26 protein-coding genes are annotated in these 25,029 nt (G+C 69.5%); 14 read left to right on the plus strand and 12 right to left on the minus strand.

Annotation, left to right across the window (positions count from 1 at the left end):
• Positions 1 to 167 precede the first annotated feature (167 nt).
• On the plus strand, positions 168 to 1,538 hold the full coding sequence (locus tag IE308_RS23840; RefSeq protein ID WP_190219825.1) for a YibE/F family protein: 1,371 nt from the start codon (positions 168 to 170) through the stop codon (positions 1,536 to 1,538).
• Positions 1,539 to 1,660: 122 nt separating this feature from the next.
• On the opposite strand, the gene IE308_RS23845 is transcribed toward IE308_RS23840, so the two are convergent.
• The 4 genes from IE308_RS23845 to IE308_RS23860 form a co-directional block, all read right to left on the minus strand.
• Positions 1,661 to 2,107: an SsgA family sporulation/cell division regulator gene (locus IE308_RS23845; protein WP_190219502.1), complete on the minus strand. Its 447-nt coding sequence runs from the start codon at positions 2,105 to 2,107 to the stop codon at positions 1,661 to 1,663.
• A gap of 96 nt (positions 2,108 to 2,203) precedes the next feature.
• Complete coding sequence (locus tag IE308_RS23850) at positions 2,204 to 3,067, minus strand: IclR family transcriptional regulator (RefSeq protein ID WP_190219503.1); 864 nt, start codon at positions 3,065 to 3,067, stop codon at positions 2,204 to 2,206.
• A gap of 221 nt (positions 3,068 to 3,288) precedes the next feature.
• Positions 3,289 to 3,501 carry a DUF5326 family protein gene (locus IE308_RS23855; RefSeq protein WP_110629165.1) on the minus strand — a complete coding sequence of 71 codons (213 nt, stop codon included), beginning with the start codon at positions 3,499 to 3,501 and terminating at the stop codon, positions 3,289 to 3,291.
• Positions 3,502 to 3,671: 170 nt separating this feature from the next.
• Positions 3,672 to 3,989 carry a cupin domain-containing protein gene (locus IE308_RS23860; RefSeq protein WP_190219826.1) on the minus strand — a complete coding sequence of 106 codons (318 nt, stop codon included), beginning with the start codon at positions 3,987 to 3,989 and terminating at the stop codon, positions 3,672 to 3,674.
• A 59-nt stretch (positions 3,990 to 4,048) separates the two neighbouring features.
• On the opposite strand from IE308_RS23860, the gene IE308_RS23865 reads away from it, so the two are divergent.
• From IE308_RS23865 to IE308_RS23900, 8 genes are all read left to right on the plus strand, one after another.
• Positions 4,049 to 4,426, plus strand: a complete 378-nt coding sequence (locus IE308_RS23865) for a phage holin family protein (RefSeq protein ID WP_190219504.1) — start codon at positions 4,049 to 4,051, stop codon at positions 4,424 to 4,426.
• Positions 4,427 to 4,431: 5 nt separating this feature from the next.
• Complete coding sequence (locus IE308_RS23870) at positions 4,432 to 4,923, plus strand: low molecular weight protein-tyrosine-phosphatase (protein WP_190219505.1); 492 nt, start codon at positions 4,432 to 4,434, stop codon at positions 4,921 to 4,923.
• A complete protein-coding gene (locus IE308_RS23875) occupies positions 4,920 to 6,074 on the plus strand; it encodes a cystathionine gamma-lyase (protein WP_190219506.1) in 1,155 nt (384 codons plus the stop codon). The genes IE308_RS23870 and IE308_RS23875 overlap by 4 nt, the downstream gene beginning before the upstream one ends.
• A 231-nt stretch (positions 6,075 to 6,305) precedes the next feature.
• Entirely contained in the window at positions 6,306 to 7,211 is a 906-nt protein-coding gene (locus tag IE308_RS23880) for a LysR family transcriptional regulator (protein WP_190219507.1), read from the plus strand.
• 99 nt (positions 7,212 to 7,310) lie between these two features.
• On the plus strand, positions 7,311 to 7,793 hold the full coding sequence (locus IE308_RS23885) for an NUDIX domain-containing protein (RefSeq protein WP_110629171.1): 483 nt from the start codon (positions 7,311 to 7,313) through the stop codon (positions 7,791 to 7,793).
• 162 nt (positions 7,794 to 7,955) lie between these two features.
• Positions 7,956 to 8,822 carry a GNAT family N-acetyltransferase gene (locus tag IE308_RS23890; RefSeq protein WP_190219508.1) on the plus strand — a complete coding sequence of 289 codons (867 nt, stop codon included), beginning with the start codon at positions 7,956 to 7,958 and terminating at the stop codon, positions 8,820 to 8,822.
• A 98-nt stretch (positions 8,823 to 8,920) separates the two neighbouring features.
• Entirely contained in the window at positions 8,921 to 9,394 is a 474-nt protein-coding gene (locus IE308_RS23895) for a MarR family winged helix-turn-helix transcriptional regulator (protein ID WP_190219509.1), read from the plus strand.
• 9 nt (positions 9,395 to 9,403) lie between these two features.
• Entirely contained in the window at positions 9,404 to 9,856 is a 453-nt protein-coding gene (locus IE308_RS23900) for a GNAT family N-acetyltransferase (protein WP_190219510.1), read from the plus strand.
• A 67-nt stretch (positions 9,857 to 9,923) separates the two neighbouring features.
• Here the strand turns inward: IE308_RS23900 and IE308_RS23905 are convergent, their stop codons facing one another.
• Positions 9,924 to 11,309, minus strand: a complete 1,386-nt coding sequence (locus IE308_RS23905; RefSeq protein ID WP_190219511.1) for a serine hydrolase domain-containing protein — start codon at positions 11,307 to 11,309, stop codon at positions 9,924 to 9,926.
• A gap of 91 nt (positions 11,310 to 11,400) precedes the next feature.
• Positions 11,401 to 12,879 carry a replicative DNA helicase gene (dnaB, locus tag IE308_RS23910; protein ID WP_190219512.1) on the minus strand — a complete coding sequence of 493 codons (1,479 nt, stop codon included), beginning with the start codon at positions 12,877 to 12,879 and terminating at the stop codon, positions 11,401 to 11,403.
• A 459-nt stretch (positions 12,880 to 13,338) separates the two neighbouring features.
• On the opposite strand from dnaB, the gene IE308_RS23915 reads away from it, so the two are divergent.
• Entirely contained in the window at positions 13,339 to 14,676 is a 1,338-nt protein-coding gene (locus IE308_RS23915) for an MATE family efflux transporter (RefSeq protein WP_190219513.1), read from the plus strand.
• A 139-nt stretch (positions 14,677 to 14,815) separates the two neighbouring features.
• Here IE308_RS23915 and rplI read toward each other — a convergent pair whose 3' ends face one another.
• The 4 genes from rplI to rpsF form a co-directional block, all read right to left on the minus strand.
• Positions 14,816 to 15,262, minus strand: coding sequence for a 50S ribosomal protein L9 (rplI, locus tag IE308_RS23920; protein ID WP_110629178.1), 447 nt, complete (start codon positions 15,260 to 15,262; stop codon positions 14,816 to 14,818).
• Between the two features lie 18 nt (positions 15,263 to 15,280).
• A complete protein-coding gene (gene rpsR, locus IE308_RS23925) occupies positions 15,281 to 15,517 on the minus strand; it encodes a 30S ribosomal protein S18 (RefSeq protein WP_003949403.1) in 237 nt (78 codons plus the stop codon).
• A gap of 81 nt (positions 15,518 to 15,598) precedes the next feature.
• Positions 15,599 to 16,183 carry a single-stranded DNA-binding protein gene (locus IE308_RS23930; RefSeq protein ID WP_110629179.1) on the minus strand — a complete coding sequence of 195 codons (585 nt, stop codon included), beginning with the start codon at positions 16,181 to 16,183 and terminating at the stop codon, positions 15,599 to 15,601.
• Positions 16,184 to 16,263: 80 nt separating this feature from the next.
• Positions 16,264 to 16,554, minus strand: coding sequence for a 30S ribosomal protein S6 (rpsF, locus tag IE308_RS23935; RefSeq protein WP_003956532.1), 291 nt, complete (start codon positions 16,552 to 16,554; stop codon positions 16,264 to 16,266).
• A gap of 276 nt (positions 16,555 to 16,830) precedes the next feature.
• Between rpsF and IE308_RS23940 the strand changes: the two genes are divergently transcribed.
• From IE308_RS23940 to IE308_RS23950, 3 genes are all read left to right on the plus strand, one after another.
• The gene (locus IE308_RS23940) at positions 16,831 to 17,142 is read left to right on the plus strand and encodes a hypothetical protein (RefSeq protein ID WP_110629180.1); all 312 of its coding nucleotides are present in this window, start codon (positions 16,831 to 16,833) and stop codon (positions 17,140 to 17,142) included.
• Positions 17,143 to 17,375: 233 nt separating this feature from the next.
• Positions 17,376 to 18,494: a peptidoglycan bridge formation glycyltransferase FemX gene (gene femX / locus IE308_RS23945; protein WP_110629181.1), complete on the plus strand. Its 1,119-nt coding sequence runs from the start codon at positions 17,376 to 17,378 to the stop codon at positions 18,492 to 18,494.
• A 59-nt stretch (positions 18,495 to 18,553) separates the two neighbouring features.
• A complete protein-coding gene (locus IE308_RS23950; RefSeq protein WP_190219514.1) occupies positions 18,554 to 19,585 on the plus strand; it encodes an alanine racemase in 1,032 nt (343 codons plus the stop codon).
• Between the two features lie 91 nt (positions 19,586 to 19,676).
• Here the strand turns inward: IE308_RS23950 and IE308_RS23955 are convergent, their stop codons facing one another.
• Both IE308_RS23955 and IE308_RS23960 read right to left on the minus strand, forming a co-directional pair.
• The gene (locus IE308_RS23955) at positions 19,677 to 21,203 is read right to left on the minus strand and encodes a glycosyltransferase family 87 protein (RefSeq protein ID WP_373314575.1); all 1,527 of its coding nucleotides are present in this window, start codon (positions 21,201 to 21,203) and stop codon (positions 19,677 to 19,679) included.
• A gap of 146 nt (positions 21,204 to 21,349) precedes the next feature.
• Positions 21,350 to 23,989: a transglycosylase domain-containing protein gene (locus IE308_RS23960; RefSeq protein ID WP_190219516.1), complete on the minus strand. Its 2,640-nt coding sequence runs from the start codon at positions 23,987 to 23,989 to the stop codon at positions 21,350 to 21,352.
• Between the two features lie 362 nt (positions 23,990 to 24,351).
• Here IE308_RS23960 and IE308_RS23965 point away from each other — a divergent pair, with 362 nt between their 5' ends.
• Complete coding sequence (locus tag IE308_RS23965) at positions 24,352 to 25,029, plus strand: PadR family transcriptional regulator (protein ID WP_110629185.1); 678 nt, start codon at positions 24,352 to 24,354, stop codon at positions 25,027 to 25,029.

Consider the following 25,029-nt stretch of genomic DNA (forward strand, 5'->3'; position numbering starts at 1 on the left):
TCGTTTCCGGTGATGTTCCACGTGAAACATGGCTGGGACGGAGGTCAGCGCCCTCTCAGCCCGGTGCTCCGAGCTCCCGCGTGTGCAAAGGTGCCTCCACGCTAGCGTCAATTCGGGCGCGGTGAACAGAGGGCCCCCCTCGTTCTTGCGATGATCGGTCGGTGACCATGCCACACCAGCCCCCGTATCCCCCTGCCGAGCCGACCCACCAGGAAGCGGGCTCGGGCGGCCACAGCCACGGTCACTCCCACAGTCATGGCCCGGCCGCGCCCGTCTCCCGGCATCTGCGCAAGGTCATCGCGGCCGTGCTCATCCCGTTCGCGGCGGCGGTGCTGATCGGGCTCGCCGTGCTGTGGCCCGGAGGAGCGCCCGCGCACGAGCGCACCGGTGTCGGCTTCGACCGTCAGACGCAGCAGGCGACGGTCACCCGGGTCGACGAGGTGAGCTGCAGCTCCGTCAACGCCTCGGGCGCCACCCCGACCGGCGACACCTCCACCGCCGAGGGCTCCTCCGCCCAGCAGCAGGCCAACGGCACCTGCAAGAAGGTGACGATCCGGGTCGACACCGGCAAGGACAAGGGCCGTACGTTCACCGAGATCGTGCAGCCGGACCAGACCCGTCAGCTGCACGAGGGCCAGAAGGTCGTGGTCGCCTACGAGCCCTCCGCGCCGAAGGACCTCCAGTACTCGGTCACCGATGTCGACCGAGGCTTCCCGATGGCGCTGCTGGCCGGCATCTTCGCGCTCGCCGTCGTGGTGGTCGGGCGGCTCAGGGGCGTGATGGCGCTGGTCGCGCTGGCCATCAGCTTCCTGGTGCTCAACTTCTTCATCCTGCCGGCGATCCTCCAGGGCTCGAACCCGCTGATCGTGGCGGTGGTCGGGGCGAGCGCCATCATGCTGATCGCCCTGTACCTGTGCCACGGTCTGTCGGCCCGTACATCCGTGGCCGTGCTCGGCACTCTTGTCTCGCTGCTGCTGATCGGTGTCCTGGGTTCGCTGTTCATCGGCTGGGCGGCCCTCACCGGCAACACCGACGACAACACCGGCCTGATCCACGGCCTGTACCCGTCGATCGACATGAGCGGTCTGCTGCTCGCCGGCGTCATCATCGGCTCGCTCGGCGTGCTGGACGATGTGACGGTCACCCAGACCTCCGCGGTATGGGAGCTGCACGAGGCGAATCCGTCGATGGGCTGGCGGGGGCTGTACCGGGCGGGCATCCGGATCGGGCGCGACCACATCGCGTCCGTGGTCAACACGCTGGTCCTGGCCTACGCGGGCGCGGCGCTGCCGCTGCTGCTGCTCTTCTCGATCGCGCAGAGCAGCGTGGGGACCGTCGCCAACAGTGAGCTGGTCGCGGAGGAGATCGTCCGCACCCTGATCGGCTCGATCGGTCTGGTCGCCTCTGTGCCCGTCACGACGGCGCTGGCGGCTCTGGTGGTGTCGGCCGACCGTCCGGGTCCGGACACCCCGGGCACGGCAGCGGCCACCGGCCCGGCGCCCGCGCGTGGTGGCCGGGGGCGTCGGCGCAAGCGCTGACCAGACGCCGGACCGCCGCCACCGGCTTCACGTCTCCACCTCTGGCGCGCCCGGGGAAAGAAGCGTTCCTGCTTCCTCGCACCTGCGAGGAAGCGTTACGCCAGCCGTCCTGCCGTAACGCTTCAGCCCGCGCTCTGCTCCTCCGCCAGGATGCGGTCCAGCGCCTCGTCGAGGTGGGCGTCGAAGTCGGCGAGGGCGCCCTCCTGCCCGAGCGGCACCAGCTTGTCGGTGCGGTCGAGGAAGGCCACCAGCGGGGCCGACGAGGAGCGGAAGAGGGCCTGGTCGCTGCCGACCTGAAGCCGGATCAGCACCTCGCTCAGGGCGTCGGGCTCCACGGGTGACACCCGCACATCGCCCTCGCCGCAGGGCCGCCCCAACCCGTCGATCAGCAACTCGCGCCCGAACGCCCAGGTCACCGGGGCGTCACCGGGCAGGTGGAAGGTCAGCCGCACGGCGTAGGGATCACAGATCTCGTAGCGCAACTCCACCGGGATACGGAAGGAGAGCTCCTCGGAGACGAGGAAGCTCATCATGACCTCTGCCTGGACTGCCTGTGCGGACTCGCGCATCGCTACCCCGTCATTTGCCGTCGACTGGCGGGAAGAACCCCTTGACACTACGGGAATCTTGCTGAAAGTACACGAGAGATCACAAGGAGTGAGTTTTCAGATACTGATAGAGATCGCGATCGTGCCGAGCAGCCGTCCCACTTCGTCCTGCAACGCGCGGGCGGCGGGCAGCAGTCGGTCGGCCTGGTCGTAGGGCAGGGAGATCGCCATCGTCGCCGCCGTGGTGCCCACGGTGAGGGGGATGGCCGCGCACGCGGTCCCCACGGCGTACTCCTGCCGTTCGATCACCGGCTCCATCCGCCGCATCCGCGCCAGACGCCGCAGGAACGTGCCGTTGTCGGACACGGTGTACGGGGTGATGGCCTGGACGGGATACCGGTCGAGGTGGTCACGGCGCGCGTCCTCGTCCAACTGGGAGAGCAGGCACTGGCCGATGGCGTGCGCGTGGCCGGTCTCCCGGAAGTCTGCCCACTCCTCGACCGCCGGGTTGCCCGGCGTGTCCGAGACGCACATGACCTCGATCTCGCCCTCCCGGTACTGGGCGTAGTAGACGGGGACACCGATGGAATCCCGCCAGTGCGCGAGTGCCTCGACCAGCGTGCTGCGACGTTTCTGCGCCGCCGCGTCGCTGCTCAGCCGCTCGGCCGCGTCACCGAGGAAGAACAGGCCTTTCTCCCGGCGCAGATAGCCCTCGTGGACGAGGGTGCGCAGCAGGTGGTAGGCCGTGGGCAGGGCCAGTCCGGTGGTCCGGGCCAGGTGTTTGGCGGTGGCGCCGTGCTCGTGCGCGGCGACGGTCTCCAGCAGGCGCATCGCCCGCTGGACCGAGCTGATCAGGGTCGTCGCGGCGGGCTGCTGCCCGGCGGGGTCCGAGGAGGCGCTCCGCTGCTGTGGGGGTGCGGAGCCGAACGGCTGCGCGGGGGGTGCGTGCCGTTCCGCGGGGGCGGTGTCGACCGTGGCCAAGGGTCACTCCCGGTGCGAGGGGGGAGCCCGTGCGGGGAACACGGGTGCGGGGGTGTACGCCGCGCGGGGCGTCCTCCCCGCGTCGGGTTCCGGACTTTAACCGTCCCCCGCCGCTTCCAGCCCGCCTGTCCGGAAAACTTCCCCCGGCCGAGGGACCCAGTGCTCGCTGTCGCTGATCAGCGGTCAGCGAGCGCACCCACGCGAGCCCCTGCGAGCGAACCTCACCAGTCGCTGCGTGACGCGGAGTTCGAGGTGAACTTCCGCACGATGTAGATCAGTCCGCCGACCAGGGCGACGAAGACCAGCGCCTTGAACAGCAGGCCGATCACGAAGCCCACGACGGTCGCGATCACGCCCCCGAACACGACCAGAGCGATGACCGGCACCGCGATCCACTTCACCCACCACGGCAGTCCCGCGAAAATCTCCCGCATCGCCCTCGCCCAACCTCTCCGCCCGTGCTGTGCCGGGCCACCGAACCCGGCACCGGCCGGGCATCGTTCATGTCCTGCCTCCGATGCTAGGGCGGGGGCAGGGGCCGGCGGGGGCCTCGCATCCCTTGTCTCCCCCTGACCGAACCCCTAGGGAACCCCGAGACCCCGGGTCAGCTCTCGGGCGGAGAGAACACCACGAGGACCCTGAGGTCCTCGCTGATGTGGTGGAACTTGTGGGCGACGCCGGCGGGCACGTAGACCACGCTGCCGCGCGCCACCTCGGTCGTCTCCAGTCCGACGGTGAGCGAGGCCCGGCCGCTGACGACGACGTACACCTCGTCCTGCTGGTGCGGCTTCTGCGGGTCGTGGTCGCCGGCGTCGAGCGCGTACAAGCCGACCGACATGTTCCGTTCCCGCAGGAACTGCAGATAAGCACCGTCGTTGGCGGCGCGCTCCGCCTCCAGTTCGTCCAGCCGGAATGCCTTCATTCCTGTTTGCCGCCCTCGCTCACTGCTCATGGCCGATTTCGTCTGCCACGATCAGACACATGAAGAATTTCGTAGTCAAGACGATCGCCAACGCGGGTGCTCTGGCGGTCGCCGTATGGCTGCTCGACAAGATCACCCTGACCGGGGACAGCACCGGCAAGAAGGTCGGCACGCTGATTCTCGTCGCCCTCGTCTTCGGCCTGGTCAACTCCGTGGTCAAGCCGATCGTGAAGGTGCTCACCTTCCCCCTGTTCATCCTCACGCTGGGCCTGTTCACCCTCGTCGTGAACGCGCTCATGCTGCTGCTGACCTCGTGGGTGTGCGACAAGGCCGACCTGAGCTTCCACGTGGACGGCTTCTGGACCGCCGTACTCGGCGGCCTGATCATCTCGATCGTCTCCTGGGCCCTCAACGTCGTCCTGCCCGACGGAGACTGAACCTCATGACCTACCGCGTCTGCTTCGTCTGCACCGGCAACATCTGCCGCTCCCCGATGGCCGAGTCCGTCTTCCACGCGCGCGTGGTGGAGGCCGGACTCGGCGGCCTGGTCGAGGTCGACAGCGCCGGAACCGGCGGCTGGCACGAGGGCGAGGGCGCCGACCCGCGCACCGTCTCCGTCCTGGAGGAGGCCGGTTACGCCATCGACCACACCGCCCGCCAGTTCCGGCCGTCCTGGTTCTCCCGCCTCGACCTGGTGATCGCGCTGGACTCGGGCCACCTCAAGGCGCTGCGCCGGCTGGCCCCCACCGAGGAGGACGCGGCGAAGGTGCGTCTGCTGCGCTCCTACGACCCGGTGGCCGGGGCCGACCTCGACGTGCCCGACCCCTACTACGGGGGCGTGGACGGCTTCGAGGAGTGCCTTGAGATGGTGGAGGCGGCGAGCGCAGGTCTGCTCGCCGCGGTACGCGAGCACGTGGAAGGACGAGCGGCATGAGCGACACGACGCCGGGCGACGGCAGCAGCGGTACGGGAGAGGGCACGCGCGCGGTACGGGCCGGGCTGCCCGAACCGGTCAAGCACGAGCCCACTCTCCCGGGCCCGGTCTTCGCCGCGCACTTCCACCTCCCGGGCGACCCCACCGGCCCCTACACCTACGGCCGGGACGAGAACCCGACCTGGACGCTGCTGGAGCAGGCGATCGGCGATCTGGAGGCCCCCGGGGCGGACGGCGTCGAGACGCTGGTCTTCGCCTCCGGCATGGCCGCCATCTCCTCGGTGATCTTCTCCCAGCTGCACGCCGGTGACGCGGTCGTCCTGCCCAGCGACGGCTACCAGGTGCTGCCCCTGGTCCGCGCCCAGCTGGAGGCGTACGGCATCGAGGTGCGCACCGCGCCGACCGGCGGCGACGCCCAGCTGGAGGTCCTGGACGGCGCGAAGCTGCTGTGGATCGAGTCCCCGTCCAACCCGGGGCTGGACGTCTGCGACATCCGGCGCATGGTCGAGGCGGCCCACGCGCGGGGCGCGCTCGTCGCCGTCGACAACACGCTCGCCACCCCGCTCGGGCAGCGGCCGCTGGAGCTGGGCGCCGACTTCTCCGTGGCCAGCGGCACCAAGCAGCTCACCGGGCACGGGGACATCCTGCTGGGGTACGTCACCGGCCGCGCGGGCGAGGCCATGACGGCCGTACGCCGCTGGCGCAAGATCATCGGGGCGATCCCGGGTCCCATGGAGGCCTGGCTCGCACACCGGTCCATCGCCACGCTCGCGCTGCGCGTCGACCGGCAGGACGCCACGGCGCTGAAGGTGGCGGAGGCGCTGCGGAGCCACCCGGACGTCACCGGGCTGCGCTACCCCGGGCTGCCCGACGACCCCTCCCACAAGATCGCCTCGCAGCAGATGCAGCGCTTCGGCTGTGTCGTCTCCTTCGTGCTGCCCTCACGGGAACGCGCCGACGCCTTCCTCGACGCGCTGCGGCTGGTCGACGACGCCACGAGCTTCGGCGGGGTGCGTTCCACCGCCGAACGGCGCGGACGCTGGGGCGGTGACGCCGTGCCGGAAGGCTTCATCCGGCTGTCGGTCGGTGCGGAGGACCCCGAGGATCTGGTGGCCGACGTGCTGCGCGCGCTCGAGGAGTCCGCGCTCTGACGGCCTCCCGGACGCCTCGCAGGGGTCCGGCTACGCACATCGGACGGTCCGAGCCTCCCCCCTCGTGGCTCGGACCGTCCTGCGGTTCCGCGCGCGAAGAACCGCGCGAACAAGGCTAGTTGACTCTGTGTCAGTGTCCAATCACAGTAGCGACAGAGACCTATCGACTTATTTATAGTTGGGCACGGCCGGGGGGCCTGGGGGAAAGGCGGCGAAAGGGGAGGGCCTGCCATGGATCTGGCCTTGCTGCGCACCTTCGTGACCGTGCACCGGGCCGGCTCCTTCACCCGCGCCGCGGCCCTGCTCGGGCTCTCCCAGCCGGCCGTCACCTCCCAGATCCGCACCCTGGAGCGGCAGCTGGGCCGCCCTCTCTTCCTGCGGCAGGCCCGCGGAGTGACCCCGACGACCATCGGCGACGAACTCGCGCACAAGGCGGCCCCTCATCTGGACGCACTGGTGGAGATCACCGAGACCGGCCTCGACGAGGAGTCCTCCTCACGGACGCTGCATCTGGCAGGCCCGCCCGAGTTCACGGCCGAGCGGGCACTGCCCGTCCTCACCGAACTGACCGGCGACGACGGCCGGCGCCTCACGCTGCGCACCTCCTTCGGCACCGCCGAGGAGACGCTGGAGGGTCTGGCGGCCGGACATCACGACCTGGTCATCAGCACGGCACGCCCCCGCGGCACCCTGCTCACCGCGACCGCCCTGTGCGACGAGGAGCACGTCCTGGTCGCCGCCCCGCACTGGGCCGAGCAGCTCGGCGCCACGAGCTTCCCCTGCAAGGACATACCGTCCCTGGAGAACGTCCCCGTCGTCGAGGTGCACGAGTCGCTTCCATTCGTCTCCCGCTACTGGGCGTCGGTCTTCGACTGCCGGCCCACGGCCTCGGGTGCCGTCATCGTTCCCGACCTGCGCGCCGTTCTGGCGTGCGCGGTCGCGGGCGCCGGGCTCGCGGTACTGCCGCGCTATCTCTGCGCCGCGGCCCTGGAGCGCGGGGACATCGTCGCCCTGCATGATCCGGCGGTGCCGCCGCTGCGCACATACTTCCTGGTGGTGCGCACCGGCACCCTCGCGCTGCCACACATCGCCCGTGCCCACGACTGGCTGCTGCACGCGGCGGCCGACTGGTGCTGACGCCGTCACGCGACGAGCTCGTCCGGTCACCTTTCGCGACGTTTCACGTGGAACATGCCGGGATGTTTCACGTGGAACCTGAGGGGCCACATTTCTCCCATGACCGTCCGACCCGTGGTCAAGCGCACCGCGCGCGCCGTTCTGCTGGACGGCAACGACCTCATCCTGATCAAGCGCACCAAGCCCGGAGTGGATCCCTACTGGGTGACGCCCGGTGGCGGGGTCGAGCCGGGAGATCCCACCGTCGTCGACGCCCTGCACCGCGAGGTGTACGAGGAACTGGGCGCCAAGATCACCGATGTCGTGCCCTGCTTCGTCGACACCGTCGAGCACATCGGTGAGGACGGCGGTGCGACCGGCGTCAAGGTCCAGCACTTCTTCGTCTGCCGACTGGAGTCCATGGACCCATCCCTGCGCCACGGCCCCGAGGTGGACGAGCCGGCGGGCGAGTACGAGATCGTCCGGGTGCCGTTCACCCGCGTCGGAATCGCCTCCGTCCACCTGGTGCCCCTCTCGCTGCGTCACTACCTGGACGGCAACATCGAGGGCGTCCGCGCCATGCACGCCCCCGACCTCGGCTGAACGTCCTCCGCCTTGGGCTGACCGCCCCCGGGCCGGTGTTTCACGTGAAACGTCCGGTACCTGGCCACCGGGTGTGCGCAGGGCCACGGCATGGCCAAAAGCACGTGTCTCTCTCCGGAAACAGGTGGACGCCGAGGGTCCTCGTCGGACAGCCTGACCTGCGTGCCGACTGCTTCCCCCGCCGCTCTGCCCATCCGCCGTCTGACGCTTCGCGATCTCACCGCCTGCGCGGACCTGTCCGAAGACCGAGGATGGCCGCGCGAGGAACACAAGTGGGGATTCCTCCTCACCTCAGGGACGGGGTACGGCATCGACGATCCGGCCGGCGGACTGGTCAGCGCCTGCGTCGTCACCCGGTACGGCCCGCAGGAGCGGCCTGACCTCGGCGCCATCGGGATGGTGCTGGTCGCCGAGCGGTACGCCCGCCAGGGCATCGGCCGTCGCATGATGCGCCAGGTCCTCGCCGACCTGAGCCCCACACCCCTGACCCTGCACGCCACCCCGTACGGCCGCCCGCTGTACGAGGAGCTGGGCTTCAAGGTCACCGGCCGGGCGGAGATGATCCGAGGGCACTTCACCCCGGACGGCAGCGAGGCGGGCGTGGCCACCCGGGCCGCCACCGCCGAGGACCTGGCCGCGATCCTCCGCCTCGACGAGGAGGTCGTCGGCACCGACCGCACCCACATCGTCACCCGGCTGCCCGCCTTCGCCGACCTGCTGCACATCGCCGAGGAGGACGGCCGGGTCACCGGCTACGCGGCCGCCTGGCCCAACATGGACACCCATGTCGTCGGCCCGCTGATCGCCCGGGACACCCGCACCGCGAAGGCACTGCTGACCTCGCTCGCCGCCCGTACCGACCGGCCGCTGCGCACCGACATCGACGTACGGCACGAAGAGCTGCTGAGCTGGGCGAAATCCCGCGGTCTGGAATCCGTCGCCTACAACGCCGTCATGGCCTACGGCATCACGGAACTGCCCGGCGACTGGCGGCGGCGGTTCGCCCCGGTGACGGTGGCGGCGGTCTGACACCCGCGCTGCTTGCGCGCGCATGCTATATGCCACCGCCGTTTATTGCGTGACTGCTCTACCCTGGATGTCAGCCGCTCCGGGACGAAGGAAACGCCATGACAGCGACGGACCCCGCGCTCACCGCCCTCGCCCAGGGCTGGTGCGCCCTCTCCCTGCTCCACGGCAGGATCGAGGCGCACATCGAACGCGCCCTCCAGGCCGGACACGACCTGAGCGTGCGCGAGTACTCCCTGCTCGACGTGCTCAGCCGCCAGCACGACGGTGACGGCGGCCACCTGCAGATGAAGCAGGTCGCCGACGCGGTCGTCCTGAGCCAGAGCGCCACGACCCGGCTCGTCACGCGCCTTGAGGACCGCGGTCTGCTGGAGCGGTACCTGTGCCCCACCGACCGCCGCGGCATCTACACCAACGTCACCGAGGCCGGCCTCAAGCTCCTCCAGGAGGCGCGGCCCACCAACGACCGGGCGTTGCGCGAAGCCCTGGACGAAGCGGCCAAGGACCCCGAACTCGCCCCGCTCGTCAGGGTGGTGGAGTCCCTGGACGTGCCCGCCCGCAAGGTGCCCGCATAGGGTGCGGGCATGGGAGACCTTGTCATACGTCCGGCCACCGACGACGACATCCCGGCGATCGTCGCCATGCTGGCGGACGACCCACTCGGCGCGCAGCGCGAGTCACGGGACGACCTGACGCCGTACCGTACGGCGCTGAAACGGCTCAGCGGTGATCCGCACCAGCACCTGGTCGTGGCGGTACGGGGGGACCGCGTCGTCGGCACCCTCCAGCTCACGATCATCCCGGGGCTGTCACGGCGCGGCTCCACCCGGTCGATCATCGAGGGCGTCCGGATCCACGCCGACGAGCGGGGCAGCGGGCTGGGCACCCGGCTCATCGAGTGGGCTGTGGAGACCTCCCGTAGCGAGGGCTGCCGGCTGGTGCAGCTGACCTCGGACAAGACCCGCACCGACGCCCACCGGTTCTACGAGCGTCTTGGCTTCGAGGCCTCGCACCTCGGCTTCAAACTCTCGCTCTGACGGCGCCCCGTTCTGATCACGTCCGAAGGGGCTGTTTCACGTGAAACAGCCCCTGCCGTCCTGCGGTCTATCCGATGCCCCGCCATCCCGCAGGGTCCACGCCGCCGGGTACCGCGGCCCGGTCGTCGTAGGGCTCCCGTGTGAAGACGAAGGTGCCCAGGTCGAGGTGGTCCACGGTCCCGTCGTCACGCCGGACGACTCGCAGCAGCTCGCCGGCGAAGTAGCCCTCCAGCCCCGTCCAGGTGCCGTCGCCGTTGGGCTGCAGCCGCGTCCGCCGGCCGGTACCGGACAGCGGTTCCAGGGAGAACAGACCGTCGGCGGTCAGGCGCAGAGCGAACCCGTTCGTGCCCCAGTACCAGGGGCCCGCCAGCTCCAGCGTGGCCGGATCGACGTCCCGCAGCGGCCGCCACGGCTCGGGGATACGGGGCTCGGCATCGGCGACGATCCGCACCAGATCGGCGGCGACCGTGAACACCGGGCATCCGGAGGTGCAGTTGGTCAGCACCACCGCCGCGACATCGTCCTCCACACCGATGATCAGGCCCGCCAGGAAACCCGGCACCGAACCGCTGTGGCCGACGAGCAGGCGCCCGTCGCGGTGCAGGATCTGCATCCCGAGGCCGTAGGTCGCGCCGTCGCCGAGGTCCGCGGCCTCGGCGGGTGCCGCCGGCGTCCGCATCTCCCGAACGCTCCGCTCACTCAGCACCCGGTCGTCCCCCCGGGCCAGGAAGGCGGCGAAGCGTGCCAGGTCACCGGTGGTCGACCAGAGCTGACCGGCCGGCTCCATCCGCCCGTAGTCCTCGGTGGGCTCCGGCAGCATCACATCGGCCCACGGGTGCACCGCCCAGCCACCCGCGTGCGGCGCCTGCGGTCGCACGCTCGTGCGTTCCAAGCCCAGGGGTTCGAGCACTTCTCGCCGAAGTACCTCCTCCCAGGGCGCGCCGCGCAGCTCCTCGACGAGGGCTCCCAGCAGGGTGTAGCCGGTGTTCGAGTAGTGGAACCGGCGGCCGACCGGATGCCGGTGCGGCTGTTCACCCAGGACGTCCGCCAGCTCGGGGCGGAGCGTGCCGGGTGTGCGCTCCCACCACGGTCCCGTCGACTCCGCCGCCAGACCACCGGTGTGCGCGAGCAGGTCGGCGATGGTCGCCTCCCCCGCGCCGGTGCCCGGCAGATGCTTCTTCAGCGGATCGCCGAGGTCGATCAGCCCCTCGTCGCGCAGTCGCAGCACGAGCACGGCGGTGAAGGTCTTGGTGATCGAACCGATCCGGTACTGCGTGTTCTCGTCCGGGGCGTGCCCCTCCACCGACGTCCGCGCACCGTCCCACACCCGCTGCCCGCCCCGTACGACGGCCGCCGCCAGCGACGGGGTGCGCCCTTCGCTCTGGGCCACGGCGACTCGGTGCAGCAGCGCACGGCGGGTGGCGGGAAGCAGCTCTTGCTGAGAAGTCGTCATGGGCCCAGTCCACCCTGGTCCGTGCCCGCGCGTCGAGCGCATTCCGCCCGCCGCGGCCGCGGCGGTGGCCGCTCGGCCACCGGCCCGGGCGTCAGGTCTGCGCCATGTCCACGAATCGGGAGTAGTGGCCCTGGAAGGCCACGGTGATCGTGGCCGTCGGGCCGTTTCGGTGCTTGGCCACGATCAGGTCGGCCTCGCCCGCGCGCGGTGACTCCTTCTCGTAGGCGTCCTCGCGGTGCAGCAGGATGACCATGTCGGCGTCCTGCTCGATGGAGCCGGACTCACGCAGGTCCGAGACCATCGGCTTCTTGTCCGTGCGCTGCTCGGGGCCACGGTTGAGCTGGGAGAGCGCGATGACCGGGAGCTCCAGCTCCTTGGCGAGCAGCTTGAGGTTTCGGGACATGTCCGAGACCTCCTGCTGGCGGCTCTCGGCGCGCTTGGAGCCGCCGGACTGCATCAGCTGGAGGTAGTCGATGACGACGAGCCGCAGGTCGTTGCGCTGCTTCAGACGGCGGCACTTGGCGCGGATCTCCATCATCGACAGGTTCGGGGAGTCGTCGATGTAGAGGGGGGCGGCGGAGACGTCCGGCATCCGGCGGGCCAGACGCGTCCAGTCCTCGTCGGTCATCGTGCCCGAGCGCATGTGGTGCAGGGCGACGCGGGCCTCGGCGGACAGCAGACGCATCGCGATCTCGTTGCGGCCCATCTCCAGCGAGAAGATGACGCTCGGCAGGTTGTGCTTGATCGCCGCGGCTCGCGCGAAGTCCAGCGCGAGCGTCGACTTGCCCATCGCGGGGCGGGCGGCGATGACGATCATCTGGCCGGGGTGCAGGCCGTTGGTGAGGGAGTCGAAGTCGGTGAAGCCGGTGGGCACGCCGGTCATCTCGCCGCTGCGCGAGCCGATCGCCTCGATCTCGTCGAGGGCGCCCTCCATGATGTCGCCGAGCGGCAGGTAGTCCTCGCTGGTGCGCTGCTCGGTGACGGCGTAGATCTCCGCCTGGGCGCGGTTGACGATCTCGTCGACGTCGTCGTCGGCGGCGTATCCCATCTGCGTGATACGCGTGCCCGCCTCGACCAGCCGGCGCAGGACCGCGCGCTCGTGCACGATCTCCGCGTAGTACTCGGCGTTGGCGGCGGTCGGCACGGTCTGGACGAGGGTGTGCAGATACGCGGCGCCGCCGACCTTGTTGATCTCGCCTCGCTTGGTCAGCTCGGCGGCGATCGTGATGGGGTCGGCCGGCTCGCCCTTGGCGTAGACGTCGAGGATCGCCTGGAAGATCGTCTCGTGGGCGGGCTTGTAGAAGTCGTGGTCCTTGAGGATCTCTACGACGTCGGCGATGGCGTCCTTGGACAGCAGCATGCCGCCGAGGACCGACTGCTCGGCTTCGAGGTCCTGCGGCGGGACACGCTCGAAGGCGGACCCTCCGCCGTCCCATGCGCCGCTCTCCCGGCCGCGGTCGTGCTGCTCGTCGCGGCCCCGGCCGCCGTCGCCGCGCCGGCGGGAAGCGGGCAGACGATCGCTGGGACCGCTGTCGGCCCACGGGTCGTCCAAGGGCTCGGAAATGCTCACCGAGCCACCTCCTCCCGTCCGCCGAGCGGACCTCGCCGCGCCCCTCTTTTCTACGGCACGGCACTGACAAATGAGAGGCCCAACTCCGGTTCGGCCGCGCCGGTTTTGCGACGTTTGGAAAACCGGCGCACGGAGCGGGCGCCGGACCACGGTAGGCCCGCGGGCACCGTCAGCCAATCTGGTTATCCACAGGGCATGTGGACGACGGCCCGGATGCTGTGGAGAACTCCGCAAAACCTGTGCACGACCCGGTGGACAGCGCTGTGAACAAGCTCGCTCGCCTCCTGAGAAAGCGCCGCTGACCTGCGCTTTCAACATCCACCGGCTGTGCAGAAGAAAAAGTTTCCCGGTCGGCTCAAGATCACTTCGAGCACTGTGCACAAGGACACGCACACAGAGGCGAAGTAAGGGTCACTTAGCAGTTGCACGTCTTACCTGTGGATGGATAGATTGGTGCTCATGACACAGGCTCCCGCGACCCCCAAAGCTGCCCGGCGACGGCACGACCGCGAGATCGTCGCGCTGGCCGTCCCGGCCTTCGGCGCGCTCGTCGCCGAGCCGCTCTTCGTCATGGCCGACAGTGCGATCGTCGGCCATCTCGGCACCGCCCAGCTCGCCGGGCTCGGCGTCGCCTCCGCCCTGCTGACGACCGCCGTCAGCGTCTTCGTCTTCCTCGCCTACGCCACCACGGCGGCCGTCGCCCGCCGCGTCGGCGCCGGCGATCTCCCGGCCGCGATCCGCCAGGGCATGGACGGCATCTGGCTCGCCCTGCTGCTGGGCGCCGCCGTCATCGCCGTCACCCTGCCCGCCGCCCCCGGCATCGTCGACCTCTTCGGCGCGTCCTCCACAGCGGCTCCGTACGCCACCACCTATCTGCGGATCTCCTCGCTCGGCATCCCGGCCATGCTCGTCGTGCTCGCGGCGACCGGCGTCCTGCGCGGACTCCAGGACACGAGGACACCGCTCTACGTCGCGATCGCGGGCTTCGTCGCCAACGCCGCGCTCAATGCCGTCCTCGTCTACGGCGCCGACCTGGGCATCGCGGGCTCGGCCTGGGGCACGGTCATCGCCCAGTGCGGCATGGCCGCCGTCTACCTCACGGTGGTCGTACGCGGCGCCCGTCGGCACGGCGCCTCGCTGCGCCCCGACGCCGCGGGGATACGCGCCTCCGCACAGGCCGGCGTACCGCTCCTGGTCCGCACGCTCTCCCTGCGGGCCATCCTGATGATCGCCACGGCCGTCGCCGCCCGGCTCGGTGACGCCGACATCGCCGCCCACCAGATCATCCTGTCGCTGTGGAGCCTGCTGGCCTTCGCCCTCGACGCCATCGCCATCGCGGGACAGGCGATCATCGGACGGTACCTGGGGGCCGGTGACACGCAGGGCGCCCGAGACGCCTGCCGCCGCATGGTGGAGTGGGGCGTCGCCGTCGGCGTCGTCCTGGGCGTCCTCGTCGTCCTCGCCCGGCCGCTGTTCCTGCCGCTGTTCACGAGTGACTCCGCGGTGACGGACGCGGCACTGCCCGCCCTGGTCATCGTGGCGCTCTCCCAGCCGGTCTCCGGCATCGTCTTCGTCCTCGACGGCGTCCTCATGGGCGCGGGCGACGGGCCGTACCTCGCGTGGGCGATGCTGATCACGCTGGCCGTCTTCACCCCGGTCGCCCTGCTCGTGCCGACGCTGGGCGGCGGGCTGACCGCCCTGTGGGCCGCCATGACGCTGATGATGCTCGTACGGATGGTGACGCTGTGGCTGCGCAGCCGCTCGGGCCGGTGGCTGGTCACGGGGGCGACGCGCTGACCGTTCCTCACGGGCGACCCGCTGACCGTTTCACGTGAAACACGACGCGGGCACAGGAAGCTGACACGAAAAGGGGCCGCATCCCGGAAGGATGCGGCCCCTTTCACTGGCTCAAGCGAGCGCAGCGATCACGCGGCGGTCAGGCCGCGACGACCTCGATGTTGACCTTGGCGGCAACCTCGGGGTGCAGACGCACGGACGTCTCGTGGGCGCCCAGGGTCTTGATCGGCGCGCCGAGCTCGATGCGGCGCTTGTCGACCTCGGGACCGCCGGCGGCCTTGATCGCGGAAGCGACGTCGGCCGGGGTGACGGAACCGAAGAGACGGCCGGCGTCGCCGGAGCGAACGGCCAGACGGACCTTCACACCCTCGAGCTGGGCCTTGATCTGGTTGGCCTGCTCGATGGTCTGGATCTCGTGGATCTTGCGAGCACGACGGATCTGCTCGACGTCCTTCTCGCCACCCTTGGTCCAACGGATCGCGAAGTTCCGCGGGATCAGGTAGTTGCGAGCGTAGCCGTCCTTGACGTCGACGACGTCGCCCGCGGCACCGAGGCCGGAGACCTCGTGGGTGAGGATGATCTTCATGAGTCGGTCACCCTTCCCTTAGCGCGCGGTGGACGTGTAGGGCAGCAGCGCCATCTCACGGCTGTTCTTGACGGCCGTGGCGACGTCACGCTGGTGCTGCGTGCAGTTGCCGGTCACGCGGCGGGCACGGATCTTGCCGCGGTCGGAAATGAACTTCCGCAGCATGTTCGTGTCCTTGTAGTCCACGTACGTGACCTTGTCCTTGCAGAAAGCGCAGACCTTCTTCTTCGGCTTGCGCACAGGCGGCTTCGCCATGGTGATTCTCCTGTGTGATCAAGAAGTTTGGGTACGACCCGCCCTCGACCGTGCCGGGCCCGGAACACCGGGCCGGTGGGCCTAGAAGGGGGGCTCGTCCGAGTAGCCGCCGCCACCGCCGCTGCCGCCGGAGCCACCGCCCCAGCCGCCGCCCTGGTTGCCACCGGCGGGAGCGCCGGTCGCCCAGGGGTCGTCGGCGGGAGCGCCGCCGCCCTGCGGGGCACCGCCGGGGCCGCCACCCCAGCCGCCGCCCTGCTGGCCGCCACCGCCACCGCCGCTGTAGCCACCCTGGCCGCCGCGACCGGCGGTCTTGGTGACCTTGGCCGTGGCATTGCGCAGGCTGGGGCCGACTTCCTCGACGTCCAGCTCGTAGACCGTGCGCTTGACGCCCTCACGGTCCTCGTAGGACCGCTGCTTCAGCCGGCCCTGCACGATGACGCGCATGCCTCGCTGGAGCGACTCGGCGACGTTCTCCGCCGCCTGACGCCAGACCGAGCAGGTCAGGAACAGGCTCTCGCCGTCCTTCCACTCGTTGGTCTGACGGTCGAAGGTGCGGGGAGTGGACGCGATACGGAACTTCGCGACCGCCGCACCGGAAGGGGTGAAGCGCAGCTCGGGGTCGTCGACAAGATTGCCGATGACCGTGATGACGGTCTCGCCTGCCATGGGGGAACCTCTCGGCGGGTTTGCTGCTGGCTGCTGGTGGTGCTGCTACTCGAGACCCGAGATCAGCTGAGCGGGGAAGCTCAGTGGGTCTCGGGACGGAGGACCTTGGTCCGGAGGACCGACTCGTTCAGGTTCATCTGGCGGTCGAGCTCCTTGACGACCGCAGGCTCGGCCTGCAGGTCGATGACCGAGTAGATGCCCTCGGGCTTCTTCTTGATCTCGTACGCGAGACGACGACGGCCCCAGGTGTCGACCTTCTCCACCTTGCCGTTGCCCTCACGGACGACGGAGAGGAAGTTCTCGATCAGGGGGGCGACAGCGCGCTCCTCCAGATCGGGGTCGAGGATGACCATCACCTCGTAGTGACGCATGTGGAACCCACCTCCTTTGGACTCAGCGGCCACGGTCGTTCCGTGGCAGGAGGGTTGTGATGCGTACGCAACGGTATCGGCCACCACTGACAATCGGGGGGCTCCGCGGGGATTCCCGTCGGGATCCCCCTCCGTGGCCTGGGCAGACACCGGTGCAGACGGTACAGAGTACCCGCACACCGGCTTCCGGTTGAAATCCGGCCCCCAGGACCGTCAATCTGTACACATCGGGTGTGTATGGCGCTACGATGCGCCGCCTTCCGCAGGAGGTGCCCTATGGCACAGGCATTGCGACCCAACACCGCCGGAGGCCTCTTCGCCACGGACGGCAAGCCCCATCCCCTCCAGGACGCCCTGCTCGCGGTGACCCTGGTGCTGGGCATCACGTCCTTCGTCACCGCGATGTTCCACAGCCTGCACCTGCTCAGCTCCTGGACGGGGCTGGTGGGCATCCTCACGGGTGCGTACGGCCAGTGGATCTCGGAGACGACCCGCGAACGCTTCGGCCTCATTCTGGGCCTCGGTGCCTCAGGGGTCGGCTTCTTCCTGGGCATGGCGCACGGCGGCCTCTTCGGCGGGCTCTTCTGACCCACCAGGGCCCCACCAGCACCCCACGAAGACCCCACCAGGACCTCACCGGGGTCCCCCGGGCGGCCCACCATGACCTCCCCCGGACCCCACCGGAACCCGCCCGGCCGCCCGGCGACCGGGCGAAGGTTCCGTCCGCCCAGTCGGGGCGCGCGCACGGCGCAGTAGGCTTCGGCGCGAGAGCCGGAGCCCCTGAACCCATGGGGACACACCAGCCCGAGGAGCGCCCCGACATGAGTCTGACCCTGAGGACCATCAGCCGTGAGCAGCATCTGGCCTACATCCAGAGCCTGCCGTCGGCGAGTCACATGCAGGTCCCGGCCTGGGCGGACGTCAAGGCGGAGTGGCGTTCGGAGAACCTCGGATGGTTCGACAAGTCCGGCCAGCTGGTCGGCGTGGGCCTGGTCCTCTACCGGCAGCTGCCGAAGATCAAGCGCTACCTCGCCTACCTGCCCGAGGGCCCGGTCATCAACTGGTTCGCGCCGAATCTGCAGGAATGGATCGAGCCGATGCTGGCGCACCTGAAGCAGCAGGGCGCCTTCTCCGTGAAGATGGGCCCGCCGGTGATCATCCGGCGCTGGAACGCCGACACCATCAAGAAGGGCATCCAGGACCAGGACGTGAAGCGCCTGCGCGACCTGGAGGCCGACTTCATCGAGCCGCGCGCCTTCGAGGTGTCCGACAAGCTGCGCCGTATGGGCTGGCAGCAGGGCGAGGACGGCGGCGCCGGCTTCGGCGACGTGCAGCCGCGCTACGTCTTCCAGGTGCCGCTCGCCAACCGGTCCCTGGAAGAGGTCCACAAGAACTTCAACCAGCTGTGGCGGCGCAACATCAAGAAGGCCGAGAAGGCCGGCGTCGAGGTCGTCCAGGGCGGCTACCACGACCTGGAGGAGTGGCAGCGGCTGTACGAGATCACGGCCGTGCGCGACCACTTCCGGCCCCGCCCGCTGTCGTACTTCCAGCGCATGTGGACGGCCCTCAACAGCGAGGACCCCAACCGCATGCGGCTGTACTTCGCACGGCACAACGGCGTGAACCTCGCCGCGGCGACGATGCTGGTCGTCGGCGGCCACGTCTGGTACTCCTACGGCGCCTCCGACAACATCGGCCGTGAGGTCCGCCCGTCGAACGCCATGCAGTGGACGATGCTGCGCGACGCGTACGCGCTCGGCGCCACCGTCTACGACCTGCGCGGCATCTCCGACTCGCTGGACGAGACCGACCACCTCTTCGGCCTGATCCAGTTCAAGGTCGGCACCGGCGGGCAGGCGGCCGAGTACCTCGGCGAGTGGGACTTCCCGCTGAACAAGCTGCTGCACAAGGCGCTCGACATCTACATGTCGCGTCGCTGAGCCGTCGCACTCCCTCACCTCCCTAGACCGCTAAGACCAGAAAGGTTCCAGGTCCGGCCATGGCGCTCACGCTCTACGTCGACACCGCGCGCTGGCGGGCGCACCACAAGCACGTGCAGGAGCAGTTCCCCGGGCTCGTCCCGGTCTGCAAGGGCAACGGCTACGGCTTCGGGCACGAGCGGCTGGCCGAGGAGGCCACGCGGCTGGGTGCGGACCTGCTCGCCGTCGGCACGACGTACGAGGCCGCCCGGATCAAGGACTACTTCGGCGGCGACCTGCTGGTGCTGACGCCGTACCGGCGCGGCGAGGAGCCGGTGCCGCTGCCGGACCGGGTCATCCGCTCGGTGTCGTCGATCGACGGCGTGTACGGCCTGGTCGGTGCCCGTGTGGTCATCGAGGTGATGTCCTCGATGAAGCGGCACGGCATCAGCGAGCAGGACCTGGCGCAGCTGCACGCCGCCATAGAGAACGTGCGCCTGGAGGGCTTCGCCATCCACCTGCCGCTGGACCGCACCGACGGCTCGGACGCCGTCGAGGAGGTCATCGGCTGGATGGACCGGCTGCGGGCCGCCCGGCTGCCGCTGCACACGATGTTCGTCAGCCACCTCAAGGCCGAGGAACTCCACCGGCTCCAGCAGCAGTTCCCGCAGACCCGCTTCCGCGCCCGGATCGGCACCCGGCTGTGGCTCGGCGACCACGAGGCCACCGAGTACCGCGGTGCCGTCCTGGACGTCACGCGCGTCTCCAAGGGCGACCGGTTCGGCTACCGGCAGCAGAAGGCGGCCTCCGACGGCTTCCTGGTGGTCGTGGCGGGCGGTACGTCGCACGGGGTGGGCCTGGAGGCCCCGAAGGCGATGCACGGCGTCATGCCGCGCGCCAAGGGCGTCGCCCGCGCCGGCCTCGCGACGGTGAACCGGAACCTGTCGCCGTTCGTCTGGGCGGGCAAGCAGCGCTGGTTCGCCGAGCCGCCGCACATGCAGGTGTCGATCCTGTTCGTGCCGTCCGACGCCGAGGAGCCGAAGGTCGGCGACGAGCTGGTGGCCCATTTGCGGCACACCACCACGCAGTTCGACCGGATCGTGGACCGCTGAGCGGACGCCGCACAGCGCGAAGGCCGTACTCGGAGACCTCCGGGTACGGCCTTCTGCGTCGGGCTTCTACGACGCCACGGACGCTGTTCGCTCAGAGCGAACGGCCGCTCGATGTGCCGGTGTCCGGCAGCGTGCCCTTCTCCTGGCCGCCCCATTCCACCTGGGGGCCCTCGTAATGGGCCGCGTGCCGGGGCGGATGGGCCGCGGCACCGAGCACGAACCTGTCCTCCGCTCCGTCGAGGACACCGCCCGAGGGGTCGTCGTCCCCGGCCCGGCGGACCACGTCCCGCTCCGGCATGAGGATGTCGCGCACCACGACCGCGCACAGGTACAGCGTGCCCAGCAGATGCACGCCGATCGCCCAGTGGTAGCCGTCGGTCGGCAGTCCCTTGTGGGCGTCGCCGCTGGTCGTGTAGGCGAGGTACATCCAGATCCCGAGGAAGTACGCCACCTCACAGGCCTGCCAGATCAGGAAGTCCCGCCACTTGGGCCGGGCGAGCACGGCCAGCGGGACCATCCACAGCACGTACTGCGGCGAGTAGACCTTGTTGGTGAGGATGAACGCCGCCACGATCAGGAAGGCCAGCTGGGCGAAGCGCGGCCGGCGCGGCGCGGTGAACGTGAGGACGGCGATGCCCACGCAGCACAGCAGCATCAGCAGTGTGGCGAGGGTGTTGACGGTGTCCGTGGTGAGCGGGTCGCTGGAGTTCTGGGCGAGGATCAGCCAGAAGGAGCCGAAGTCGACGCCCCGTTCCTGGCTGAAGCGGTAGAACTTCGACCAGCCCTCGAACGCGAAGAGCATCACGGGCAGGTTCACCACGAGCCACGCCACGGCCGCGCCGGCGACCGCCTTGCCGAAGTCCCGCCACTTGCCCGCACGCCAGCACAGCACGAGCAGCGGGCCGAGCAGGAAGACGGGATAGAGCTTGGCGGCCGTGGCCAGGCCCAGCAGGACGCCGAAGGCGAGCGAGCGGCCGCGGGCCCACATCAGCATCGCCGCGGCCGTCAGGGCGACCGCCAGCAGGTCCCAGTTGATGGTGGCGGTGAGCGCGAAGGCAGGCGCAAGGGCGACCAGCAGACCGTCCCAGGGGCGCCGGGCGTGCGTGCGGGTGACACAGACCGCGATGACGGCCGCGCAGGCCATCAGCATCCCGGCGTTGGCCATCCAGTACCACTTCTCCTGGTGCTGGATGCTGCCGCCGTCGGGGGTCAGCCAGGCGGCCACCTCCATGAACACACCGGTCAGCACCGGGTACTCGAGGTAGTCCATGTCGCCGGGCAGCTTGTCGAAGTACGGCACGAGCCCGTCGGCGAAGCCACGCCCCTGGTACAGGTGCGGGATGTCCGAGTAGCAGGCGTGCGTGTACTGGGAGCTGGCGCCGAAGAACCAGGCGCCGTTGTAGCAGGGCGCCTTCTGGACCAGCCCGAGAGCGAACACGCCGATCGCCACGAGCGCAATGATCCGCACGGGCGTCCACCACGACGTCCCGGTCAGGGCGCGCCGCCCGAGGGGACCACCGATCAGCTCACTGCCGGCCGCGGCCACCGCATCGTCCGTGGTGGGCCGCACCGGTTCGGACTCCTGCACGCGCATCGGCGTCGATTCTGCACTGGGCATGGGGCACATCCTGCCGTACGAGGCTGGGAATACGCCGAGGGCCGCCGCACCGAAGTCGGTGCGGCGGCCCTCGTTTCACGTGAAACACGCAGATGCTCCGCGTCCAGATGTTTCACGTGAAACACCCATGGGGGGCGACAAGGCGCCTATCCGGTCGATCCTCCGAAGAGGCCGCCGTTGCCGTTGCCCTTGGTACTGCCGTCGGACGCGGTCGGGCTCGGTGAGGTGCTCACCCCGCCGTCCGTGCCTCCGGCGTCCGTACCGCCGGTGTCCGTGCCGCCGGTCGTGGTCGGGTCCTCACACTTCCAGGACCAGCCGCTGCACGTCTCGCTGGCCGACGGTTCGGGCTTGCCCTTGGTCGCGCTCGGCGTCGGGGTAGGCGAGGGGCTTTCCTCCTCCTCCGACTCCGTGGCGGAGGGAGTGGGCGTCGGGCTCGGCGAGGGGTTGATGATCTCGCCGAGGGGTTCGGCCTCGGGGAAGGGCTCCGGGTCGCCGTAGCTCTCCTCCGCCTTGACCATGTAGTCCCTCCAGACCTGCGCCGGGATGTCACCACCGTGGATGGAGGGGACACCACCGGTGCCGTTCATGGAGAGCAGCTCGCCCTTGGCAGGGTCGGTGCGGAACAGGGTGACGGCCGTCGACAGCTCGCGGGTGTAGCCGACGAACCACGCCGACTTGTTCTTGTCGGTCGTACCCGTCTTGCCGGCCACCGGGAAGCCGATGTCGGAGATCTTCTCCTTGGCCGTGCCGTTCTTGACCACGTTCTCCAGGACGTCGGTCACATTGTTGGCAATGTTGGCTTCCAGAGCTTGGGAGCCCTTGGGCTTGTCGAAGCCGGGCTGCGGCACTCCGTCCTTCTCGACCTTCCAGACCGAGTACGGCTCGAAGTGCTCGCCTTCAGCCGAGAAGGTCGCGTAGGCGTCGGCCATGCGGATGGCGCTGGGGGTCGAGGTGCCGAGCGAGAAGGACACGTTGTTGAGGTTGCCCTTGTCGAAGGACTCCTCCTTGATGCCGATCGCCTCTGCCGTCTTGCGGGTCTTGCTCAGACCCACGTCGATGCCGAGCTGGGCGAACGGCGTGTTGATCGACTGCTCCATGGCCTTCTTGAGCGTGACCATGCCCCAGGCCTTGGTGCCCTCGTTCTTCTGCCGGAAGGGCTTGCCGTCGTTGCCCATGATCGGGTCGCCCTGCTGGTTCTTGATCACCACCAGGTCGTTGCCGTTGTACCGGGCCATGGGCGACAGCGGCTCGCCACCCGTCTGGTAGGTGCCGTACTGCATGGCGGAGGCCAGCACGATCGGCTTCCAGGTCGAGCCGACCGGGACACCCGTGGTGTTGGCGTTGTTCGTGTAGTGGCCCTTGTCGAAGCCCTCACCGCCGTAGAGCGCGACGATCGCACCGGTCTTCGGATCGACGGACGCGGCGCCGAACTGGACGTACTTGTCCAGCTCCGGACGTTCCTTGAGGTCGAGGAAGCTCTTCTGCGTCTTCTTGACGGCCGCCTCGAGCTGCTGGACCTTCTTCTTGTCGAAGGTCGTGTAGATCCGGTAGCCGCCCCGATCGAGCTGGTCGGCCGTCAGGCCGAGCTTCTTCGCCGCGTACTCCTTGGCGATGTCCACGAGGTAGCCGGTCTGCCCGGTCAGGGAAGAGCTCTTCGGCTTGAGCTTCGGGAACGTCGTGATCTTGGCGCGCTCGGACTGGGGCATCCGGCCCACCTCGACCATGCGGTCGAGGATCCAGGTCCAGCGTTCCTTGGCTCGCGCGGTATTCGCCTCAGGGGTGGCGTTGGAACCGACACCGCCGTCGGGGTTGTAGAGGTTCGGGCCCTTCAGGACAGAGGCGAGGAAGACACACTGCTCGGGGGTCAGGTCCTCGGCGTCCACACCGAAGTACGCCTGGGCGGCGGCCTGGATTCCGTAGGCGTTGCGGCCGAAGTAGGCGGTGTTCAGATAGCCCGCGAGGATGTCGTCCTTCTTCATCTGCGAGCCGACCTTGATGGAGATGAACAGCTCCCGGAACTTCCGGGTGACCGTCTGCTCCTGGCTCAGGTACGTGTTCTTCACGAACTGCTGGGTGATGGTGGAGCCACCCTGCGTCTCCCCGCCCCGCGCCATGTTCGTCAGGGCCCGCGCGATGCCCATCGGGTCGACGCCCTTGTCCGTGTAGAACGAGGCGTTCTCGGCGGCGACCACGGCGTTCTTCATGGTCTTCGGGATCTTGTCGTTGGTGACGATCTGACGGTTGGCCTGTCCGCCCGTCGCCGCCATCTGCGTCTTGTCGGACCAGTAGAAGACGTTGTTCTGCGCCAGCGCCGTGTCGTTCGGGTTGGGCACGGTCACCATCGCGTACCCGATCCCCGCCACCGCCACCAGGCTCCCGATGAAGCCCAGGAACAGGCCAGAGACCAGCTTCCAGGACGGCATCCAGCGGCGCCAGCCGTACTTGCCCGCGCGCGGGTAGTCGATGAACCGCTTGCGGCCGGGCGCCGCGGCACCGCGTCCCCGTCCCGCGGGCGGGGCGCCGCGCCGGCCCCCGCGTCCCGGGTCCGCCGCTCTGCGGCGGCCGCCTGCGCTCCTCTGTGCCGCGCGCCGGGCTTCGGCCCGGCCGCCGTACGGGCGCTCCTCGCCTCCCGGCTCGTAGGAATCCGGCCCGTACGAGCCGGACGGAGACCCGGTGGCGCCTCGCGGTGCCGCACGGCGGCCGGAGGACGAGCCGGACTGGCCACGTCGGGCCGCGGCACGTCCGCCTCCCTGCGGCTGCGGCGGTTTGCGACGGTGCTCGCTCATCGAACGATTACTCCTCGGGCAGGCGCACCCTTGCGCGCCTGGAAACGGCGGCTGGTTTCCGGTCCCCCCGAAGTACGGATGCGGCTGGACCCGCACTCACCCGTACTGCACCGAGGACGAGGACGTCCTCGTGTGTCACTCGGTTCCCGGTGGTGTGCATGGCCCACAGACTACGCACCGCCAAAACCCGCCGAGCCCAGAAGTTCACCCCAAATCAGGCAACTTGCCGCCGACGAATCGGTGATGTGATCCCGTTCACCGGTCTCCCTCTTGTCGCACCCGGAAGGCCGTTCTATCGTCGTGATGTATCGAGTCGATACATCAGCGCGAGATAAGTGTGGGCGAGACGAGAGGAGGCGACCATGAGCCGGCGATCCGGGATCCTTGAGTTCGCCGTACTCGGCCTGCTCCGCGAATCTCCGATGCACGGCTATGAGCTGCGCAAACGACTCAATACGTCACTGGGCGTGTTCCGCGCGTTCAGCTACGGGACGCTGTACCCCTGCCTCAAGACGCTGGTCGCCAACGGCTGGTTGATCGAGGAGCAGGGCACCGGTCCCGAGGCCACCGCTCCGCTCGCGGGGCGGCGTGCGAAGATCGTGTACCGGTTGACAGCGGAAGGTAAGGAGCACTTCGAGGAGCTCCTGTCCCAGACGGGGCCCGACGCGTACGAGGACGAGACCTTCGCCGCCCGCTTCGCCTTCTTCGGGCAGACCTCGCGCGACGTGCGCATGCGCGTGCTGGAGGGCCGCCGCAGCCGGCTGGAGGAGCGGCTGGAGAAGATGCGTGCCTCGCTGGCACGCACGCGTGAGCGCCTCGACGACTACACGCTCGAGCTCCAGCGCCACGGGATGGAGTCCGTGGAGCGCGAAGTGCGCTGGCTGAACGAGCTCATCGAGAGCGAGCGGGCCGGCCGGGACCTGAAGGGTTCCGCCACCGGGGGGCCCGCTCAGCAGGACACCACAACTGGAGCGACGGGCGTCCTGCCCCGGCCCGGGGACGATCCCCGGCCGGATACGCCCGACGACACCGCCACGTGA

The sequence above is a fragment of the Streptomyces griseosporeus genome (assembly GCF_014656055.1).
Lineage (GTDB): Bacteria > Actinomycetota > Actinomycetes > Streptomycetales > Streptomycetaceae > Streptomyces > Streptomyces griseosporeus.